We start from the raw sequence: 20043 nt of genomic DNA, 5'->3' as shown, positions 1-20043 counted from the left end.
ACCTCCCCGAAAAAGATTATTATTTATATTATAGAGGACGATGCTGCATGGGGCAAAGAAAGAACAACAATCATCCTCCGATATAGGACATTTCAATTTTATTGTGCTTCATCGGTTTTCCTTCGGCTCTGTCCACAGAATACTGATCGGCCCTTCCTGTCCATATGGATAAGAGGTAATCCGTGATTTGCTGATCCGTAGACCCGTCCCTTAATCGTTCCCGCAGATCAAAACCGGACGTTGCAAAAAGACATGTATAGAGCTTTCCGTCAGCAGACAGCCGCGCCCTCGTACAACTGGAGCAGAATGCCTCCGTCACGGAAGAGATAATTCCAATTTCCGTGCTGCTGTCTTCATACTTATAGCGGGTGGCTACTTCCCCGAAATAATCCGCATCAAGCGGGATGAGAGGCATTTCTTCGTGAATCCGGTCAATGATCTCCTTCTTCGATACGACAGCATCCATGTTCCACCCATTGTGGTTGCCTACTTCCATGAATTCGATAAAACGCAGGGTGTCGCCGGTACTTTTGAAATATCTTGCCATCGGCAGAATTTGGTCCTCATTCATGCCTTTCTTCACGACCATATTGATCTTGATTGCAAGACCCGCCTCTCTCGCTGCTTCTATCCCATCCAGCACAGGCTTTGTCTTAATGCCCATCCCGTTGGTTCGTTGAAATACCTCATCTTCAACAGCATCCAGACTGATATTCACACGATCAAGCCCGGCCGCTTTCAACCGCTCTGCCTGCTTGGTGAGCAGCACAGCATTCGTTGTCAACGCGATATCCCGGATTCCTTCCACCTCACGGATTCTTTGAATCAACACGTCCAAATCCTTCCTGAGCAGTGGCTCGCCGCCCGTCAGACGTATTTTTTCCACTCCGAATGCAGCAGAAATCCTTACGAGACGGAGGATTTCGTCGAAGCTCAGCAGTTCATCCTTCGGGAGGAAGGCATAATCTTTCCCGAATATTTCTTTCGGCATACAGTAAGTACAGCGGAAGTTGCACCGATCGATGACGGAGATGCGTAAATCCCGGATCGGCCTTCCTAATTGATCAATGATGTTCGGATCGATACGATCACCCCTTCTACTGGAAATGAGGTTGGCTTCCCGGCGACTCCAACAAAATCGCCTGGACAGTATCCCCTTTCTGGTATCCGCGTGTACCGCCTTTCAAGACGATCAGCACGTTTGTATGTGCAAGTGAAGTTACAACAGCCGATTTATCCACTCCTGCAGGATACACGAGAACCCTTCCTTCCTCATAAGCAAGGAAGCCGCGTACAAACCTTGCGAATGGGTTCGGCTTCTTAAAATCTTCTCCCAAAACGGCTTGAATGGAAGGGTGATACGGCTTTTCTCTGCCAAGGAAGGATTGAATCACTGGGTAAGCGAACAATTCAAACCCGACATAGCAGGCGGACGGATTACCGGAAAGTCCATAAAGGAGTGTTCCGTCTTTCACCGCTACCGTTGTCACGCTGCCGGGGCGCATGGCTACTTTATTGAAAAGCACATCGGCTTCCAGTTTTTCATATATGGCCGGCATTAAGTCATAATCCCCTACCGAAACGCCTCCGGTCGTCATTAGAAAATCGAAATCCTTCATCGCACGGGACACAGCCTGATAGCAGACTTCGAATTCATCTGCCAGCTTACCGAGATACACGCCTTCTCCCCCAGCACGTTTAATTTGGCTCAAGACCATTTGGGCATTCGAGTTGCGGATTTTACCCGGCACCAATGCTTCGTCTACTTCCAGCAGCTCCGTACCTGTAGCGAATACACCGATCCGCGGCTTCTTATGTACTCGGATGTCTGAATAGCCGAAAGTAGCAAGGAGTGCCTTCACTCCCGGATTAATCGGTGTCCCTTTCTCCACCAGCACTCTCCCGGATTCTGTTTCTGTTCCTTTTCCTATGACATTCTGGCCGGACTGCATCGGCCGTTTCAACGTTACCCAATCCTTACCGGCTTCTTCATATGTATGACAAATTTCAAACATAGCGACACAATCGGCACCTTCCGGCATTTCTGCTCCGGTCATGATCCGGACGGCTTCCCCCTCCCTGAGGGCTCGCGAAGCGCGGGCACCTGCTCCGATTGTTTCCAATACGTGGAAATTTCCCGGATGATCTTTGGAGAGACCTTCCGTATCACCTGCTTTTAACGCAAATCCATCATACGGGGATTTATCAAATGGCGGAACCGGATGAGTCGCTTCCACATCTACAGCAAGAATTCTTCCGTCACAGGACCCGATGGGAACGATTTCCGAAGGGCCGTTCCATGCGTACTCCATCACACGGGCGACGGCTTCCGGAACGGGGAGTGGTTTTCTATGTAAATACATCGTGCATCTTCCCTTCCCTTTTCTTCCATTGTACCATTTACACATGAGATTACCGAATATTCTCTCTTATTGAGTGAGTGACTTCTTCTTCCATCCGTTTTTTCCCTTTGATGACAGGGTATAAACCTGTACAGACAAAAGGAAAGGGTGAGCAGTGAAAATGGACGCAACCTATAATCTGATTGTAATCGGAAGCGGGGCCGCCGGCAGAAAAGCGGCGACAGAAGCTCAACAATACGGCTGGAAGACCGCGGTCGTTGAAAGCGGCCCACTCGGCGGCACGTGCCCCAACCGGGGATGTGACCCGAAAAGGATATTGTCAGGCATTACAGAAACCTATGATGACGCTCACCGTCTTAAGGACTATGGAATACAGGGGGCATTGTCGTTAGACTGGAATCGGATGAAGAAATTCAAAGATACGTTTACCGTTCCTGTTCCTGCACAAGTAGAACATTCCTTCCGAGAAATCGGCATGGAAGTGTACAAAGGGACAGCAGTATTTATAGACGGATCGACGATCGAAGTCGGGGATTGTGTTCTGAAAGCGGATCACTTTCTTATAGCGACGGGATCGCTTCCTGCACCGCTTCCGTTTGAAGGGACGGAACATTTACTAACCAGTGATGATTTCTTCGAACAGGAGGAGCTTCCCGATACTATTGTTTTTGTAGGAGGAGGTCCTGTTTCCTTCGAATTGGCTCATATGTGCAGAAGGATGGGGAGGAACGTTTCCATATTCCATGACGCCGCGCACATACTTGAGGAATATGACATAGAAATGACGAACAAACTCGTGGAATTATCCAGGAATATCGGAATTAACGTCCATACGAACGCGCAGGTGACAAACATTACGAGAACAGATCGGGAAGGGTTTATAGTAGAAGCGGAAAAAGACGGTTTAACCCATAAGTTCAACACCGATCTGGTCATCCACGGCGGCGGAAGAGTGCCAAATATTCAATCCCTTCATCTTGAGCGTGCCGGTATAGACCCTACGGACAAAGGTATTCCTGTCGATGCTAACTTTAAATCCGCATCCGACTCATCTATCTATGCAGCTGGAGATGCGGCCGACAGCGGGCTTCCTCCACTGACACCAGCCGCATCTTTCGGCGCATCGAGAGCCCTTTCCCATATGCTTGAGGACAAAGACCATTCCGCCTTTGATCCAGTCATTCCATCCGTCGTTTTCACCTATCCCAAACTTGCGAAAACGGGCCTTAGTCAGCAGGAAGCGGAGGAGCAAGGAGTACCCTACGAAATCCTGTCGAAGGAAATAACCCCGTTCTTTTCTTATCAAAGGACACGATCGACAGGTGCTTTCATTAAGGTACTTACAAGTCCCGGGACGGATGAAATCCTTGGAGCACACCTCTTGAGCGATCATGCGGATCATCTTATTAACCTGTTCACCGTCGCCATCAAGAAAAACATGACAAAGCAGGAATTGTCACAAATCTTATGGGCATACCCCTCAGAAGAAAGTGACATTCCAAGCTTTTTTCAATAACTAAACCGGACGCCCCTACGAAGGGCGTCCGGTTTTTAATGTGGTTTATTTGCTCTGCTTTTCTCGTTTGCCTTCTGCTTTCTCTGCATGCTTGCGCTTATTGCGTTCGTTGATTTTCTTGTTTCCCTGGGCCATTAGTTATCCCTCCCTCTTTTTAAGTATTCACCTCCATCCATCCTTTATTGCTGGAAACAAAAGAAAGTCTCTGCCCGATTTCGAGCAGAGACTTTCTTTTTATATACTGGTGTGCTTCAATTTTGCATCGTTGATTTTATTTTCAATCACGCGTTTGCGTTCGATCGATTTGTCGATGGAAGCCGCATCCCGCCGCTGAATGAAAATCGCAAAAATCAAAAAGTTGATTCTCATGCCGGTACCTCCTTCCGTGCCTATGAGAGCTAATCCGTATCCTTCTCCCCGTTATACCAATCCATAAATGCCATCCTCATGAGTGCCATCATAGTTTCCTACCTCCTTGTGTTTGTTTTACATGTAATGGATAAAGGATGATTTACGGTCCAGCCATTGATCTTTCACTGTTGGATGATATCCAGGCAGCTGTTGGTATTTCTTCCGCTTGTTCTTAACAACGGTAACTTTGAAGATAAGAAAATTCATCGTCATGGGTAACGCTCCTTTCATAAGAGTAATTTTATATCAAAAGAGTAAATTTACTCTTTGATAGCATAATAAAAAGCCGCAGGTGGCCTGCAGCTTCTTTAAAACGGATTTCTCCACTAAAAAAGCCACAGGAATACATTATGCATCACCTGCGGCTCCTATGCGTGCTATTTCGCAATTTGGTCAATAAGCTCAGAAGTTGGTTCCTGCGCAGGTCGATAATATGAAGTTGGCTGAAGTTTGAATCATGTTATATGCCATTGTAGTCGACCTCGCTTTCTGAGAAATTTTGTTTACACTGGAAAGTATATAGGACTATTTTCCAAAAGTAAAGCACTTTTCACTAAATTTTCAAAATAATAGCTTGACAGACAGAGCATACCTTATCCAACCATCTCACCTTCGACCTTTTTGTCCAATTCATGAAGAAGCTGAACAGCCATACTTTTATCCATTTCTTTGTAATGATGGAGCCCCATCGGCTGTTCATCTTTCTCGTCTGCTTTCCTAACCACTTCCTGCAGATCCGTTCGTTTTCCATCCAACCCGAAAGGAAGATAGCTGTCCGTATGGAGAAGAACCGCGAGAGACACTTCCTTGGCACGAAGGCGGTCTTCTCCAAGCCTGATCAAAAGCTTATGGGCCCGCTCCGCTCCTTTTATAGCATGAATATCGTGCTTGCGATACTCATCGTAATCCCACTTCCCGTCCCTGTACCATTCATAATGCCCCATGTCATGAAGAAGCGCGGATTTCGTGGCAAGGTCAGGGTCGACACCTGCCTCCACCGCCATATCATAGGCATACCCGGCTACGGTGACCGCGTGGTTGATACCTGACCGCTGCAAATACTTTTGTGTAATGCGATGTTTGAATACATCCACTAATGTCACTCGTTTCATACGATCACCTCCAATTTTTTTAGAAATCATACCACGTTCTCCGAATACCGACAAGCAAATCCATGTTTACCTTTCCCCTTCTGTAGGAAAATAGAAACAAGGAGGTAAGCACATGACATTCCATAATGAATTAGTAATGATTACGGGAGCTGCGAACGGCATCGGAAAAGGCCTTTCGTTATACTATGCAGAAAAAGGTGCGCAGGTTATAGCGCTGGATGTCGATGAGGAGGCGGGAAAAAAGCTTTCGGATGAAAATCCAGCCATCCATTTCCTTGTCTGCGACGTGCGTGATCCATCCGCTATCAAGAAAATCCACGAAGATGTAAAAAAACGTTTCGGAACGATAACGATCTTGATTAACAATGCGGGCGTCAGCCGCTTTCAATCCCTTTTCGATATCGACGCAGAAGGGTTTGATGATGTGATTCACACCAACTTGAGAAGTTGTTTCCTCATGTCGAAATATGCAGCAGAATTGTGGAGAGAGACGGGAACCAAGGGCCGAATCGTTCATATCGCTTCCACCCGGGCATTCATGAGTGAACCGGACTCGGAAGCCTATGCAGCTAGTAAAGGCGGAATTTATGCATTGACCCATGCCCTGGCTGCATCCTTAAGTCCTTATCAAATCAGAGTAAACGCCGTAAGCCCCGGGTGGATCCATACAGGAGACGCAGAAGACCTGAGGGACATCGACCATCAACAGCATCTTTCCGGGCGCGCCGGTAACGTCAGAGACGTAGCCAAAGCCTGTGCATACCTGACAGACCCTGATAACCACTTCGTAAATGGAGAAAATATTGTCCTTGACGGCGGGATGACACGGAAGATGATCTACGAGCACTGAATCCGGTCAGGTTTATATGATCCGGGAGGCGGGTAGTTTCTATACAACTATACTATTTCGGAGGTGACTGCCGGTGAGTGAACTGTCCTCTTACCAGGTCCAACTGCGCCAACCATTAGAAACGAACCAAATCATGAAATTATATAAACTGATTTCCCGCGGCGGTTGTGATTTATACTTACATCAGGACCAACTGATTACGGACGCCAAGCATCTGCCAAAGCTCCTTTCCTTCTTCCTTTGCATGAAGATGGAGGAACCACTCGTCCTGATCATCGGCGGCGAGCGCTGTGCAGAAATTTATACAGACATAGAAAACCTATGGGCTGCTAACGGTGCCGTCAGCACCCCGCGCCAACAGTACAGCGAAGCAGTTCTTAAAAATGTAAGCTCTGTATTCGTGTAACCAAAAGAACCCGAACCTGAGAATCAGGATGCGGGTTCTTTCTGTTGGTGGGTCTGCTTTTTTTTGAAATAATTCCAGTGAAATTGAACGAATCCTACAGCTATGATTCCCGCGAAAAAAAGGAAAATATTGCTGTAGATCGCCGTGTCCCCTTGAAAGCCGATTCCGTGGAGCGGTGAGACAGGTTCATAAAGATCCAAAGCCTTCCCGATCAAAGCACCGCTTAAAGCACCGGAGATAAAATTGATCAGGTTGAAGACTCCCATCCCCACTCCCGTCTCCTTGTCATCGAGTATATTGGCAAGTATGTCGGCGGACGAGGCCTGAACAAGCGGGAAACTCATGTAGGCGACAATCATGGCTGCCCCGACAACATAAGGATGGGCTCCGACGATGAATGACAGCAGGAGAAAACCTGAGATCAGCAGTATCATCGCGGTATATAGAACAAACGTATTTCCTTTCGTATCGACAAGACTGCCCCCCTTCTGCCCCATGAGCGCTGCACTGACGGCTCCGGGAAACAGGACGAGGCCGATCATCATCGTCTCCATTTGATAAGCGTCCCGGAACATGATTGGAAGCATGAACATCATTCCGAATAAACAGAGCACGGCAAGAAAGCTTGTAATGATCGTCGTTCTGTAAGGAACATCCTTGAACAAGTGCGTCGGAATGAACGGCTCGGCAATTGTCCGCATCCGCCACACGTTTAAGGCGAGGAACAGGCCGGAAGCGACAAAAAGCAAGGGCATATCAAGTGTGATACCTATTAATAGGGTAGATATGAATCCTGCAATCAAGGCGGCACCAATGAAATCGATATACCCCTTTTTCGCTTCTTCCTGAGGAAGGTTCTTCCTTAAGAAGGGCAGCGTGACAATAATGGCTGCAGAGGTCAGGAACAAATACCTCCAGTCTAAGAAGCCTGCGATAAAACCGCCTGCTATCGGTCCAATACCGGAAGCGAATGCCATGACGGATGCAACAATCCCAAGCACCCGACCACGCTCATGCTTGAAATATTTCAAAGGGGCAAGGAATACGAGGGCCGGAATCATGGCGCCACCCAAAGCCTGGAGCACTCTTGCCGCCAAGACCATGGCATAGTTCTGAGCGAAGAAACCAAACAACGATGAAGCGCTGAATATGATCAATCCGTACGTAATCAATGTCCTGTAAGGATAAAAGTCAGCCAGTTTCCCATATGTCAAAGCTCCGATAGCGTATACCATAATGTATCCTGTCATCACCCAGCTGACTTCCGACGGCATCAAATGATAAGTCTCTGCAATGTCAGGAACGGCTATATTGAACATCGTACCGTTCATAACGGACATCATCATGACTGCACATAAAGAAATTAACAGCCCGCGCGGATTTTTCACACGTTGGTCCACATGTCTTACCTCCCTTTCTTTCGAGTATCGAAATGAATCATACAGCACTTCACAAGAGAAAGCAACAAGAGTATACACAACCACTTAAAAAAGTCGGAATATTTAGATATAATGAAAGGAGTAATAGGATAAGGAGGGTTGCTTCATGTACGATGTCGCCATTATCGGCGGTGGCCCGGCAGGCGCAAGTGCCGGACTTTTCACCGCCAAAGCAGGCAAGAAGACAGTCGTATTCGATCACGGAAAAAGCATAACGAAGATGGCCTGGGTGGAAAATCATTACGGAGTGGACGGAATCAAAGGGCCGGACCTCTTGAAACAGGGACAGGCCCAGGCAGCGAAGTTCGGAGCAGAGATTGTATCGGAAACCGTAAACGGAATTGTCACTAAAGGCGAAGCACATGAGATTCAAACCGAAACCCGCTCCTACGAAGTCGAACACATCATCTTTGCAACTGGCATGTCCGTCAAGGCAGCGGAAAATCTTGGCGTAGACATTATAAAAGGCACCGAGCCCCGGGTCGCAAAAATAATCCAAACAGACGAAAACGGGCACACATCGATGCCTAAAGTTTGGGCGGCAGGGACCGCAGCAGGCGCAAGTGTCCATACCATCATCACTGCAGGAGATGGAGCAAAAGTAGCGGTTAACGTTATCAGCGCCCTGAATGGAAAGCGCTACGTCGACCATGATGTATTGGAATAAGAGTGCGGATAACGGGGGCAGACCGTCATCCATTTGCTTTATTTGCTTAGACCTGTCACACTTGTAACGTAATGTTTTATGGGAAAGTGCAGGTGAAAATAATGATTGAAGTACGTACATCCCGTTTCGAGGATGAGGAGTTGAACAGAGGAATGTTTGCAACCCGCGACATTGCCAAAGACGAACTGATCCACGAAGCGCCCGTCATCCCCTACCCCAACAGCGAACACGTGCATATTGAAAAGACGCGTCTTGCCGACTATGCCTTTGAATACGGGGAGAACCATACCGCCTTTTTGCTCGGTTATGGAATGATGTTCAATCACTCCTACGAACCGAATGCCAATTATAAAATTAACTTCGAGCAGCATACGTTCGATTTCTATGCTTATAAGGACATTAAACAAGGAGAAGAAGTGTTCATCAACTATAATGGTTTCGTAGATGAGCAGGAGCTTCTATGGTTTGACAAAGAAGAAGAATAAGAAAAAGGCCGGGGACACGTGACCCCGGCCTTTTTTTAAAAGCATTAATCAAACCATCCTTTGTTACGGAACCAGATGTACATCCCTACCGCAACGCTGATCATGATGATCCAAACAACCAGATAACCGTATGTGGTACTTAATTCCGGCATGTTTGAGAAGTTCATCCCATACACGCCTACGATAAAGGTCAGCGGCATGAAGATGACCGAAATAACCGTAAGGATCTGCATCGTCCGGTTCGTTTCATGGGAGTTTAAGGATAAATAACTGTCCCGGATATCCTGCGTCATCTCCCTGTTGGAAGCGATCATGTCCGCCACTTTGACCAAATGATCGTGGATATCAGCAAAGTATTCCCTCCGGTCAAAAACCCCGTCCAAATGGTGGGAGTTCAAAATACGATACAGTAAGTCGCGCATCGGATGGACCGTTTGACGCAGCGTCAAAAGTTCCCCTCTGCGATCAAACAGCTCCTCCAGCAACCGCTCCATGGAAAGGTTCTTCGTATTGTCCTCGATATCATTGATGTGATCCTCAATCTTATAGATGATCGGGAAATAATTGTCTACGACCTTATCGAGAATCTGGTGGAACACGAAATATTCATCGATCTCTTGGTAATCTTTTACGCGTCGGACCATCCGTTTCGCCTGTTCAAGCGGATCGTTTTTCTCTTTATGAAAGGTTACAATCGAGCAGTCACCAAGGAAGATATCGATCTCCTTCTTCTCAAGCTCCATTCGACTGACCGAGTGGATGACAAAAAAAGTATGGTCGTCGTAATAATCCAGCTTCGGTCGCTGCAACCCTTGCAGACAGTCTTCGATGGCGAGCGGATGGAAATGGAATTCCGTTTCCAGCATCCCGATTTCTTCCTTCGTCGGCTCTTCGAAATCCACCCAGTACCAGTCCCAAGTCTCAGACCGCAGCTCCTGCATCGGTATTCCTTCCTGCATCCCCTTCTCTTTGGAGTAAGCCATAATGTTTATCATTGCTATCACCTGCCATTTATGTACGATACCTTTTTTCTTTACCCTCTGCAACATTCCTTCAAACAGGGCCGTCAGGATGTGGTACGATGGAAAAAAAGGAAAGAACGGAGGATGCGGGCATGGCAGATACGGATAAAGCACTGCATATACAAGGACGGCTCGTACGTTTGAGAAGCATCGAGGATACGGATATTCCCGTCCTTTATGACTTGATTTATCAAGGATTCGAGCCGGAGTGGAAGAAGTGGGACGCTCCTTACTACCCGTTGGAGCCGCACACGTTGGAAAGCTACCGCAGCCACGAACACGCAAGAAAAGCAAGGCTGAAGAATGGAGAACCGGACTCTCGATTAATTATAGAAGTCGAAGGCCGAATCATCGGTACCGTCACCTATTATTGGGAACACAAGCCTTCCCTCTGGCTCGAAGTCGGTATCGGCATCTATGACCCGCACTACTGGAACGGCGGTTACGGTTCCGAGGCTTTGGAATTGTGGATCGATCACCTGTTCCGTCATCTCCCGCTCGCACGGGTCGGGCTCACGACATGGTCAAGAAACGAACGGATGATGCGGGTCGGCGAGAAATTGGGAATGAAAGTCGAAGGCAGAATGCGTAAGTGCCGAATTTATGAAGGAGCCTACTACGATTCGATTCGGATGGGAATCCTGAGGGAAGAATGGAATAGACGGATGGTTCTATAGAATCAAGACAGGATCATCTATCTTTTACAATCATCGAAAACAACGATTTTCTTCTAAATAAAAAGAGGACTCCACGAATTGCGGGGTCCTCTTTTTACTGAATTCTTATTTAAATAGACTCATGGAGGAAGGTGGATAACAGCCGGGAATCGGCTTTTGCCTTTATTTCATAATCTTTTTTGGTATAAACGATTCCCTCCATTAAGAGCCTCGCCGTCCTTCCGATTTTCACCCGGACATCCGGATCTTCGGTAATATATGCTTCCAGAACGCCTCCAGGATGTCCGATCCGAAGGGAATCCTGCGACCGGATTGCCAGATCAGAGAGCACGGTACCGGTCAACCTGCTTGCAACAGAGAGGCAGACGGCCCCTGTAATAGCCAGGGCCTTGTGCGGCTTCTGCATTGACATCATTCTAACAAGCACGTCAACGTCCTCTTTCTCATGAGTAATTCCCTGGATATCCGTGTGCTTAGAAGTCTCGGCTACAATAGTCAATTTCGGTACAGCAGGTGATTGGTCAGAAGCATCCTCCTTCGCTGAGAACCCACAAAGCTCAGCTGCTATCGAACGGACTTCCTCCAACCTCTTTAATGTTTCACTGGAAAAATCATCCGGTAGTTCATCTCCTGCGAGTCCGACGTGAGCAGCATTTACCATCACGAGCGGATTGGCCACATCCACAATGGAAATAGGAATGGTACCATAAGAGCACGCAACGTACTCTTTAGGCTTCCCGGAAGGAAAAATTCTCCCAGTAACGGCCCCTTCCGGTTTCTCGAAGGAAAGAAAAATCGGCGATCCACTTCCAGGGACGCCCGGAATCTCGTAGCTTCCCTCCGTCTTGACTTTACCGCCTTCGACTTCCACCTCTGCACTTATCAGCTTCTTCGTATTTGTGTTCCATATTTGAACCGTCGTAACCGGCTCAAGGACATCCACCATCCCTTTACTGATTGCATATGGTCCGACAGCGGATGAGATATTGCCACAATTCCCATTAAAATCTACGACTTGTTTGTCAAGACTGACTTGCGCGAACGTGTAGTCTACGTGATGGAACGGATGGGTGCTTTTACTGATGATCGCCACTTTACTTGTAAGGGAATTTGCCCCTCCCAATCCATCGATTTGATTGGGATCGGGGCTCCCCATGATATCGAGAAGAAACGGCTCCCACTCTTCTCGATCGGCAGGCATGTGATCCTTCAAAATAAATACACCTTTGCTCGTTCCCCCTCGCATAAGAGTCACCGGAACTTTATACATACGCTATCCTCTCCTCCAGGAATACTATTGTGATCAGGTTGGTTCTAGCGTACAATGGAAGTCACCATAAGAAAAATCACGAATTTCGATCTTATCAGATAAAAATATTTTATAATAGGAGGCTCGACATGGATCAAAAAGATTGGGACATCCTGCGTGCTGTAGATGAAAGGAAAAGCTTGACCAAAGCAGCCGAGGCCCTGTTCATATCTCAACCAGCCTTGAGTTATCGTTTAAAACAGCTGGAGGATACCTTTCAAGCAAAACTCTTCTTCCGCACGAAGACAGGCATTGCATTCACCTCGGAAGGAGAACACCTCGTCGCCTATGCAAAAAGACAGCTCCAAGAGCTGCAGACCTTGTCCGATGAACTGATGAACATTGGTAAAGAGGTGCGGGGCACGTTAAGAATCGGTGTTTCCAGTAACTTCGCCCAATATAAACTCCCTGCTCTTTTAAAGAAATTTTCGGAGCAATACCCGAACATTCAATTCGACGTTCAAACAGGATGGAGTGTTGAAATTAAGAATTTGTTGAGCCGGTCCCATATCCACCTCGGCATTTTGAGAGGAGATTATGATTGGGAAGGCGAAAAACAGCTGCTCATTAAGGAACAGCTCCATATCATTTCCAAAGACGCAGTCGCTGTGGAGGATTTACCGAGCCTCCCGTTTATTAACTACAAGACAGATAATTCCCTGCAGTCGCTCATTACGAAGTGGTGGAACAATCATTTTTCCCAGTCCCCGTACTCTCCAATGGAAGTGGATCGTCAGGAAACGAGTAAAGAAATGGTCAAGCACGGCCTCGGCTTTGCGGTAGTACCGGAAATCTGTCTCCGTCCATCCGATCAGCTGTACACAGAAGGGCTTCATTATAAGAACGGGGAACCTGTCATGCGGGATACTTGGTTAATGTACAGGCCGGACTACTTGAAGCTTCACATTGTCAAAGCCTTCATCGACTTCCTCATGAGCCAGCAAAAAGTTAAATTATAAAAAAAATTTATTTAACCTCATAATTTTTCGCTATTTTACTTATGTCCTGTTTTTTTATAACCTTATGCCAACCACATAAAAAGGAGGACGAACAGTGAATAAAATGTATGCGCTTACTTTTATATGCATATGCGCCTTATGCTTAACCGGATGCTCTTCTCTCACGCTCGGTCAGTCCCAGCTATCAACTTCGGATAAGGAAGGCATCGGAACAGATCTTTTGACGATGGTAGTTCCCTATAACTCCGGAGGCGGCACAGATGTCTTCGGAAGATATATGTCGAACCCACTTGCTTCTCATATAGAATCGAAGCCGAGTATCCAGGTGGAGAACATCCCCGGAGGAGGAAGCATCACAGGCGCCAACGAATACATCACTTCCTATGACAGAGACGGGAGCAACCTCATCACGACAAGTGCCTCCACACACATCCCGCTTCTTCTGGGTCAATCATCTGTAAAATACAACTTCGAAGATTTAAACCCCATCATCGGCGCTCCTACCGGGGCTGTCGTCTATGTATCCGACTCCCTTGGAATAGAGAGCGCATCAGATCTGAATGAACTGGATGAGAAGCTTTACTTTGCAGGCATGTCACCGACGGGGCTCGACCTCACTACCTTGATTTCCTTTGAGGTATTGGGAATGGATGCGAAGGCTGTCCTCGGGTATGAAGGAAGAGGACCTGCCAGAGTGGCATTCGAGCAAGGGGAAAGCAATATCGATTTTCAGACGACCACCGCTTATAAGAGGAATATAGAACCAAGAGTGGAAGAAGGAAGTGCTGTACCACTCTACAGCCTTGGACAGATTGATGAAAAAGGCAACGTCGTACGCGACCCGCAGTTTCCTGATCTCCCTACTGTGAAGGAAGTCTATGAAGATCTATATGGAAGGGAACCGTCCGGGGAAGACTGGAACGCCTACAAACACTTCCTGAATGCGACTTACACGCTACAGAAAGTCATCTGGGTCCACGAGGATGCCCCCGAACCTACCAAAAAAGAACTGGAAGAAGCGGCGGATCGTTTGAAATCTGATGAAGATTTCCTGAAGGAGTCAGCGGAAATTTTTGAAGACTACGAGCTATATACAAATGAAGAATTGAAACAACGAATTACCAGTTTAGAAGAAAACACTACTCCGGAAATGATCGACTGGATCTATGAGTTCCTACTGCACGAACACGGAGTTGATGTGAAAAAATTATGAAGAGATGAGGTGTCCATATGTTGGAAAGTGCAGTGTCAGCTTTGCATATTGTCCTTGACCCTTCCCGTATGCTGTTTATGGTTCTCGGAATTGGTCTCGGTATTGTTGTAGGATTGTTGCCGGGGCTCGGAGGTACCGTCGGGATGTCCCTTCTCCTTCCGTTTATATTCGGAATGGACCCTTACATCGGCATGGCGTTACTAATCGGAATGGTCGCTGTTGTCCACACCGGGGACACCTTCCCTTCGGTCCTGCTCGGTATACCTGGTTCATCGGGATCTCAGGCAACCATCATGGACGGATATCCCCTCGCGAAAAAAGGCCAGGCAGCACGTGCCATGGGGGCAGCTTTGTTCTGTTCGATGATCGGAGGCGTCATCGGAGGAATTGCCCTTTACGCCGCTATCCCTTTTGCTACTCCTCTCATCACGAGCTTTTCTTCCCCGGAACTGTTTATGCTGACCATGCTTGGTTTAAGCATGGCCGGCCTTCTGGCTGGCGATTCTCCAGCTAAGGGAGCGATGTCCGGTCTTCTCGGACTTTTAATAGGCTCTGTCGGCAGCGCCCCGGCCATCACAGAATATCGCTATACTTTCGATTTTCTATATTTATCAAACGGACTCTCTCTTCCAGTTGTTGCGCTTGCCATTTTTGCATTCCCCATCCTCATCACTATGCTGACGGATAAAGGCAGCGTGTCAGATACCGGCAAATTACAAGGCGGCGTGTTGGAAGGGGTAAAGGATGGCCTCCGCAATAAGTTCCTTATCTTTCGGAGTGCCGTCCTCGGGAGCCTCATCGGCTTCATTCCCGGACTCGGCGGGAGCGTCGTCGATTGGCTCGCTTATGGAGCCGGGAAGAAAACCGTGAAGAACAATAATTTTGGGGAAGGAGATATCAGGGGAGTCATCGCTCCGGAGAGTGCTAACAACGCCAAAGAAGGAGGCTCTCTCATCCCTACCCTTCTCTTCGGCATCCCAGGAAGCGGAACGACAGCCATTTTACTTGGAGGATTGATTCTAATGGGGTTGGAGGCAGGTCCGAGAATGTTGACAAACGACCTCCCCGTCACGCTTTCCATTGTATGGACACTTGTTATTGCAAATATTGTCGGTGCGCTGATGTGTATGGTACTCATCCGTCCCATTGCAAAAATCAGTCTTATTCCGGGTGAAAAGCTGGTTCCTTTCCTGGTCATTCTATTATTAATCGGGGCCTATCAAAGCAACTTCGCATGGGGAGATATCGTGACCTTCCTTGTCATTGGACTGCTCGGATATGTCATGACAATCCTCGACTGGCCGCGGCCGCCGCTTTTGATCGGCTTCGTCCTGGCCATTTCCGCAGAAAGGTACTACTGGATTTCCATTGAACGTTATGGATGGGAATGGATCAGCAACCCAATCGTCATCGCACTGGCGGTCCTGATCGTCGTATTACTTACAGGCGGTTCTGTAATGAAAAGGATCAGCGGCCGCATTCAGAAAGAAGGTGTGTAAGCATGGATAAACAAAAGTTGAATATCGCTTTTACTATTTTCTTATTCGCATTATTTACCTGGGCTGCCATCACAGCACTCTCTTTCTCAAGGCTTGCTCAGTTTTTTCCCATTTACGTATCAACAGCGGGAAGCATCGTCACCGGACTGTACCTCTGCTCTGAAATCATCAAATATGTAAAGCAGAAAGATAAGAAGCATCAGAAAGTTCTTATTGTCCAGCCGCTTATTTATCTCGCCTGGATTGTAGGGTATGTAATACTGATTTACATCATCGGAGTGCTGGCAGCTTCCGCGGTCTTCCTGATGACTTTTCTAGTAAAGGAATCCCGATTCACCATCGGCAAGGCGGCGTACTCAACGGGAATTACAATCGTTGCCCTGATCGTTCTCAGCAGTTTCATGAAAATTGCCTGGCCGGAAAGCCTGCTTGGTTTATAATGGAGTGCTGTTTTGCGCCGGGACGCATGGAGGAAAGCACTCTGCTTTCCGGAGCCTTCTCTCTCTGTAATCCGATAAAAAAACGCGGCCCTTTTATAGAAGGACCGCGCTTTTTTTTATCCGAAATACGTATTCAAAGGTGGAACAATCTGCTTCTTACGGCTGACGACACCAGGAAGGACGGCTTGATTACCGTCAAGCGTTACGTCAAATGCTTTCGCTACCGCGTCTGTCGCTTCGCCTACTGCTACGACGGTGGAGTCACTTTCAAGGATGTCTGTAACAACAAGGACGAAGAGATCAAGCCCTTTATCCGCTGTTACTTTTTCAATCGCCTGCTCCAGTTCACCTTTACGGGAAAGGACATCGTTCGTGTCAACCGTATTCACCTGAGCAATCTCTACTTTCTTATCACCCATAGAGAATTCCTTCGCATCAAGGGAAATCAACTGCTCTGCTGTTTTGTCGCTGATGTCAGCTCCGGCTTTCAGCATTTGAAGGCCGTATTCTTCCGCATCGACACCTGCGATGGCAGCAAGCTCTTCCGCCGCTTTACGGTCTTCCTCTGTGCATGTCGGGGATTTAAACAAGAGAGAGTCGGAAATGATCGCAGAAAGCATCAGTCCGGCCATTTGTTTCGGCACTTCTTTTCCGTGCTCTTTATAAAGCTTGTTCAAGATCGTTGCCGTACATCCGACAGGCTCTGCACGATAATAAAGAGGGCCTTTCGTCTCGAAGTTCGCGATTCTGTGGTGGTCGATCACTTCAAGCACCTGGACATCATCAATATCGTCGGCACTCTGCTGGCGTTCGTTGTGATCGACAAGAATAACCTGTTCCACTTCGTCGGATACACGTTCTACGAAACGAGGCGCCTCCACATTGAATTGTTCAAGGGCAAACTGTGTCTCTCCCCCTACTTCACCGAGGCGGACGGCTTCCGCGTCTTCCCCAATCGTCTTTTTCAGATCCGCATACACAAGTGCAGAACAGATCGTGTCCGTATCCGGGTTCTTGTGACCGAAAACTAGAGTTTTAGCCAAAATAATCTTCCTTTCTATAATCGAAGTATGTAAGCATTACGTCTTTTCGATTATAAAATAGAATACCGGAAGAGTCCAACTTCTCCTATAGGAAAAATGATTACCGGCGCTCCTTCAGAAAACATGCCGCAGCGGCATATCCGGCCACCATTTGGACGACAGGACTCGCAGACGGATTGGTAACAAGGACTCCGGGAAGCAGCGCAGGCAGAGGAAGCACGAAAGGAACGAATAGAAAATAGAGGCAAAGAGTGATCACCCCCACCCCTTTCTTATTCCACCTCCATAAGACGTCTTTCTTCCTCCATTGTGTTATTTTTTCAAATTTCAACAGAAAACCGGCAGGAATATAAGCCGTTTGACCGAAGATTATATAAGGGTAAACAATAAACGACTCTGCCGCCAGCGTCTGAAGCTTCGATTGTATAAAAGAAACCAGCCATAAATAAAAGAAGAAAACAGCTGCTTTCCAAATGATCGCCTGATACCTTCCCATTATCCATCTCCTCCTTTTCTATCACTCTATGAATCCGTTCCAATAAAAATCGCTGAAAAGACGTTTACGACAAAAAATTAAGGGAATTGTCAAAAAGATGTTTGAGATTTCACGACATTATGTGTTAGAATTCCTTACATAGACATTTTGAGGTTCTTATCCGATGCATGATCAGGGATGGAAGACTCATAAAAAAAGATAAAGAGAGGGTATTGTATGACTTACACAAAAGAACAGATCAAGCAGGAAGTCAAAGAGAATAACGTAGAATTCATCCTACTAGAGTTCACAGACATGCTAGGGGATACTAAGAACGTAGAACTGCCGATAGATGAATTGGACATGGTGCTGAACAACGAAGCGATGTTCGACAGTTCTTCCATCTCCGGTTTCTCTGCAATCCAAGAAAGTGACATGTATCTTGTACCAGATTTGGATACGTTCCTACTACTTCCATCTATGGTCGATGAAGATCGCAGCGCGCGCTTCATTTGTGACATCTACAAGCCGGACGGCACTCCATTCGAAGGAGACCCTCGCTACATCCTGAAACGTGCTATGAAAGAAGCAGCGGATTTAGGCTATACCGTTAACGTCGGTCCTGAACCGGAATTCTTCCTGTTCAAACTGAACGATGAAGGTTATCCGATTCGTAAGATGAACGACCGCGCCGGATACTTCGATGCTTCTCCTAAAGATAAAGGAGACAAGGTACGCCGTGATATCGTACGCACCCTTAAGAAGTACGGTTTCGAGATGGAAGCTTCCCACCACGAAGTAGCGATGGGACAGCACGAAATCAACTTCCGTTTCGATAACATGCTGAAAGCAGCAGACAACATCCAAACCTTTAAGAACGTTGTAAAGGATATTGCAACAAACCATAACTACCACGCGACATTCATGCCGAAACCGATCGCAGGCGAGAACGGCTCCGGAATGCACTGCCACCTGTCCTTGTTCCGTGATGGAGACAGCGCGTTCTACGATGAAGATGCGAAAGACGGCGTGTCTAAGACGATGAAACAGTTCATCGCAGGAATTCTGCATCACGCAAGCGGAATTGCAGCAATTACGAACCCGAACGTGAACTCCTACAAGCGTCTCGTTCCTGGTTATGAAGCTCCTGTAAGTGTAGCTTGGTCCCACTCCAACCGTAGTTGTATGGTCCGCGTACCAACAACACGTGGTAAAGGAACGCGTTTCGAAGTCCGCAACCCGGATCCGACGGCTAACCCTTACTTGACGCTTGCTGTATTGATCCAGGCAGGTCTTGAAGGTATCCGTAAGGAAATGGACGCAGGCGACGCAGAAACTCGTAACCTTTACGAAGTGACGGATGACAGCGTGCCTACTCTTCCTACGAATTTGAAAGAAGCTATCTCTGCTTTGAAGAAAGATGAAATCCTTCTGAACGCACTTGGCGATCACACATCCCAAGCTTATATCGAAGAGAAGGAAAAAGAATGGACAGAATACTCCCTGCAGGTCAGCCAGTGGGAAGTAGACATGTATATGAATAGATAACACCAAAAAGAAGCAGCCTTTTGTAAGGCTGCTTCTTTTTAAGTGTAAACAAAAAGCCGCCGCCGATGCGGGGCTGTTCCACCTGCTTTATTTTCCTATTTCTCTTCGATACCGCAACGAAATATAGGACTTTTCTGAAGGAAGCTTATGAGACGGCCGCTCCCCTTTGTAAACAAAGCCGGACTTCTCATAAAAGGGAATGCCCATCTCGTTCCCTTTCGTTACAGAGACCCATTGCTCCGATGCACCACGAGCAATATGATCCTCTGTGATAGCTTCAAGCAGTCTGCCTCCGATGCCTTCCCGCTTTCTCTCAGGATCAAGATAGAGAACAAAAAGTTCAGCTGTTTCAGATCCGGTCATTCCTCCCCCGCCGGCACCGACGACAGTCCCTTCCTCATCGACAGCCACAAACCACCCGTTCCATTCATCGGAAATATTACGAACTTCCCGCGCAATCCGGTCTGCGTTATAAAATTCTTCAATCACCTGCTCAATATCTTCTTTCTCCAGCAACGATTTGTATGTTTCCCGATAGCCAGCTTCACAGACACGAATAATGTCCGCTACATTGGAACCATCCGCTTTCCGTACCTCCACCATATCTAC

At 47.3% G+C, this 20043-nt stretch carries 22 protein-coding genes; 11 read left to right on the top strand and 11 right to left on the bottom strand.

Annotated features, from left to right (window positions below; translation table 11 throughout):
- Nucleotides 1–70: 70 nt before the first annotated feature.
- Together moaA and QRD89_RS07895 are read right to left on the bottom strand one after the other, a co-directional pair.
- Entirely contained in the window at nucleotides 71–1084 is a 1014-nt protein-coding gene (gene moaA, locus QRD89_RS07900; protein ID WP_026577557.1) for a GTP 3',8-cyclase MoaA, read from the bottom strand.
- A 13-nt stretch (nucleotides 1085–1097) separates the two neighbouring features.
- Entirely contained in the window at nucleotides 1098–2363 is a 1266-nt protein-coding gene (locus QRD89_RS07895) for a molybdopterin molybdotransferase MoeA (RefSeq protein WP_062513274.1), read from the bottom strand.
- Between the two features lie 160 nt (nucleotides 2364–2523).
- Between QRD89_RS07895 and QRD89_RS07890 the strand changes: the two genes are divergently transcribed.
- Entirely contained in the window at nucleotides 2524–3879 is a 1356-nt protein-coding gene (locus QRD89_RS07890) for a dihydrolipoyl dehydrogenase family protein (protein WP_286096695.1), read from the top strand.
- Nucleotides 3880–4113: 234 nt separating this feature from the next.
- Here the strand turns inward: QRD89_RS07890 and QRD89_RS07885 are convergent, their stop codons facing one another.
- The 3 genes from QRD89_RS07885 to QRD89_RS07875 all read right to left on the bottom strand — a co-directional run bounded on the left by QRD89_RS07885 (nucleotide 4114) and on the right by QRD89_RS07875 (nucleotide 5402).
- On the bottom strand, nucleotides 4114–4248 hold the full coding sequence (locus QRD89_RS07885; RefSeq protein ID WP_008639943.1) for a hypothetical protein: 135 nt from the start codon (nucleotides 4246–4248) through the stop codon (nucleotides 4114–4116).
- A gap of 117 nt (nucleotides 4249–4365) precedes the next feature.
- Nucleotides 4366–4503 (bottom strand): hypothetical protein, encoded by a 138-nt coding sequence (locus QRD89_RS07880; RefSeq protein ID WP_161484895.1) that lies wholly within the window; start codon nucleotides 4501–4503, stop codon nucleotides 4366–4368.
- Between the two features lie 380 nt (nucleotides 4504–4883).
- Nucleotides 4884–5402: an HD domain-containing protein gene (locus QRD89_RS07875; RefSeq protein WP_026577560.1), complete on the bottom strand. Its 519-nt coding sequence runs from the start codon at nucleotides 5400–5402 to the stop codon at nucleotides 4884–4886.
- Nucleotides 5403–5514: 112 nt separating this feature from the next.
- On the opposite strand from QRD89_RS07875, the gene QRD89_RS07870 reads away from it, so the two are divergent.
- Both QRD89_RS07870 and QRD89_RS07865 read left to right on the top strand, forming a co-directional pair.
- Nucleotides 5515–6252 (top strand): SDR family NAD(P)-dependent oxidoreductase, encoded by a 738-nt coding sequence (locus QRD89_RS07870; RefSeq protein ID WP_026577561.1) that lies wholly within the window; start codon nucleotides 5515–5517, stop codon nucleotides 6250–6252.
- Between the two features lie 73 nt (nucleotides 6253–6325).
- Nucleotides 6326–6658, top strand: coding sequence for a hypothetical protein (locus QRD89_RS07865; protein ID WP_286096694.1), 333 nt, complete (start codon nucleotides 6326–6328; stop codon nucleotides 6656–6658).
- 23 nt (nucleotides 6659–6681) lie between these two features.
- Here QRD89_RS07865 and QRD89_RS07860 read toward each other — a convergent pair whose 3' ends face one another.
- Complete coding sequence (locus QRD89_RS07860; RefSeq protein WP_286096693.1) at nucleotides 6682–8058, bottom strand: MFS transporter; 1377 nt, start codon at nucleotides 8056–8058, stop codon at nucleotides 6682–6684.
- Nucleotides 8059–8203: 145 nt separating this feature from the next.
- Here QRD89_RS07860 and QRD89_RS07855 point away from each other — a divergent pair, with 145 nt between their 5' ends.
- Both QRD89_RS07855 and QRD89_RS07850 read left to right on the top strand, forming a co-directional pair.
- On the top strand, nucleotides 8204–8764 hold the full coding sequence (locus tag QRD89_RS07855; RefSeq protein WP_008638379.1) for an FAD-dependent oxidoreductase: 561 nt from the start codon (nucleotides 8204–8206) through the stop codon (nucleotides 8762–8764).
- Between the two features lie 101 nt (nucleotides 8765–8865).
- On the top strand, nucleotides 8866–9249 hold the full coding sequence (locus QRD89_RS07850; protein ID WP_008638380.1) for an SET domain-containing protein: 384 nt from the start codon (nucleotides 8866–8868) through the stop codon (nucleotides 9247–9249).
- Between the two features lie 44 nt (nucleotides 9250–9293).
- On the opposite strand, the gene corA is transcribed toward QRD89_RS07850, so the two are convergent.
- The gene (gene corA / locus QRD89_RS07845; protein WP_286096692.1) at nucleotides 9294–10244 is read right to left on the bottom strand and encodes a magnesium/cobalt transporter CorA; all 951 of its coding nucleotides are present in this window, start codon (nucleotides 10242–10244) and stop codon (nucleotides 9294–9296) included.
- An 86-nt stretch (nucleotides 10245–10330) separates the two neighbouring features.
- On the opposite strand from corA, the gene QRD89_RS07840 reads away from it, so the two are divergent.
- Nucleotides 10331–10948 (top strand): GNAT family N-acetyltransferase, encoded by a 618-nt coding sequence (locus tag QRD89_RS07840; RefSeq protein ID WP_235601459.1) that lies wholly within the window; start codon nucleotides 10331–10333, stop codon nucleotides 10946–10948.
- A gap of 109 nt (nucleotides 10949–11057) precedes the next feature.
- On the opposite strand, the gene QRD89_RS07835 is transcribed toward QRD89_RS07840, so the two are convergent.
- Nucleotides 11058–12218 (bottom strand): 2-methylaconitate cis-trans isomerase PrpF family protein, encoded by a 1161-nt coding sequence (locus QRD89_RS07835; RefSeq protein WP_286096691.1) that lies wholly within the window; start codon nucleotides 12216–12218, stop codon nucleotides 11058–11060.
- Between the two features lie 128 nt (nucleotides 12219–12346).
- Here QRD89_RS07835 and QRD89_RS07830 point away from each other — a divergent pair, with 128 nt between their 5' ends.
- The 4 genes from QRD89_RS07830 (at nucleotide 12347) to QRD89_RS07815 (ending at nucleotide 16368) form a co-directional block, all read left to right on the top strand.
- On the top strand, nucleotides 12347–13216 hold the full coding sequence (locus QRD89_RS07830; RefSeq protein ID WP_008638388.1) for a LysR family transcriptional regulator: 870 nt from the start codon (nucleotides 12347–12349) through the stop codon (nucleotides 13214–13216).
- 103 nt (nucleotides 13217–13319) lie between these two features.
- Nucleotides 13320–14429 (top strand): type 2 periplasmic-binding domain-containing protein, encoded by a 1110-nt coding sequence (locus QRD89_RS07825; RefSeq protein ID WP_286096869.1) that lies wholly within the window; start codon nucleotides 13320–13322, stop codon nucleotides 14427–14429.
- A 17-nt stretch (nucleotides 14430–14446) separates the two neighbouring features.
- Nucleotides 14447–15928, top strand: coding sequence for a tripartite tricarboxylate transporter permease (locus QRD89_RS07820; RefSeq protein WP_062513261.1), 1482 nt, complete (start codon nucleotides 14447–14449; stop codon nucleotides 15926–15928).
- Nucleotides 15929–15930: 2 nt separating this feature from the next.
- The gene (locus QRD89_RS07815) at nucleotides 15931–16368 is read left to right on the top strand and encodes a tripartite tricarboxylate transporter TctB family protein (RefSeq protein ID WP_062513259.1); all 438 of its coding nucleotides are present in this window, start codon (nucleotides 15931–15933) and stop codon (nucleotides 16366–16368) included.
- 116 nt (nucleotides 16369–16484) lie between these two features.
- On the opposite strand, the gene QRD89_RS07810 is transcribed toward QRD89_RS07815, so the two are convergent.
- Both QRD89_RS07810 and QRD89_RS07805 read right to left on the bottom strand, forming a co-directional pair.
- Nucleotides 16485–17411: a manganese-dependent inorganic pyrophosphatase gene (locus QRD89_RS07810; RefSeq protein WP_008638397.1), complete on the bottom strand. Its 927-nt coding sequence runs from the start codon at nucleotides 17409–17411 to the stop codon at nucleotides 16485–16487.
- Nucleotides 17412–17511: 100 nt separating this feature from the next.
- Nucleotides 17512–17907 (bottom strand): hypothetical protein, encoded by a 396-nt coding sequence (locus QRD89_RS07805; RefSeq protein WP_286096690.1) that lies wholly within the window; start codon nucleotides 17905–17907, stop codon nucleotides 17512–17514.
- Between the two features lie 216 nt (nucleotides 17908–18123).
- Here QRD89_RS07805 and glnA point away from each other — a divergent pair, with 216 nt between their 5' ends.
- Nucleotides 18124–19434, top strand: a complete 1311-nt coding sequence (gene glnA / locus QRD89_RS07800; protein WP_008638400.1) for a type I glutamate--ammonia ligase — start codon at nucleotides 18124–18126, stop codon at nucleotides 19432–19434.
- Between the two features lie 87 nt (nucleotides 19435–19521).
- On the opposite strand, the gene QRD89_RS07795 is transcribed toward glnA, so the two are convergent.
- Nucleotides 19522–20037: a GNAT family N-acetyltransferase gene (locus QRD89_RS07795; RefSeq protein WP_286096689.1), complete on the bottom strand. Its 516-nt coding sequence runs from the start codon at nucleotides 20035–20037 to the stop codon at nucleotides 19522–19524.
- Nucleotides 20038–20043: the final 6 nt, after the last annotated feature.

It is taken from the genome of Halobacillus sp. ACCC02827 (assembly GCF_030291935.1).
Taxonomy (GTDB): domain Bacteria; phylum Bacillota; class Bacilli; order Bacillales; family Halobacillaceae; genus Halobacillus.
Note: the sequence above shows the minus strand (reverse complement) of the source record. Positions and strands in the feature narration are given on the sequence as shown.